Origin of the sequence: Desulfallas sp. Bu1-1 (assembly GCF_015594625.1) — a bacterium.
GTDB lineage: Bacteria > Bacillota > Desulfotomaculia > Desulfotomaculales > Desulfallaceae > JADNRQ01.
Map to the genome: position 1 here is coordinate 1 of NZ_JADNRQ010000093.1, position 312 is coordinate 312.

At 54.2% G+C, this 312-nt stretch carries 1 pseudogene; it reads right to left on the reverse strand.

The features are described from left to right. Positions 1-312 (reverse strand): annotated as a pseudogene (locus tag IT084_RS19165) (IS200/IS605 family accessory protein TnpB-related protein); the annotation flags it as partial.

Below are 312 nucleotides of genomic sequence, written 5' to 3' on the forward strand. Positions count from 1 at the left end.
TGTCCGTGTCCAGCCGGTCTTTGCCGAAGTCCAGATCCTCCAATGCGATGGGTTTGCCTAAAACTTTGGCAATGTCCACCACCACTTTGGCCAACACGCCTGTCAGGTATGTGCGCCGGTATCCACGACTGTAAGCAAGCTCCGGCATCTTGATATGGAGAAAACCGTTCGGTTGTACTGTCACCTGGAACTCTCCGGCAAATTTATGCAGTGCCTTCGGGTAAGGAACAGCGAATCCTTCCGGCCAGGGTTCGGGTTGGCCGAAATAATTGACGTTGGCCAAAGCTACACCGTCCGGGTTGGTGTCCATGC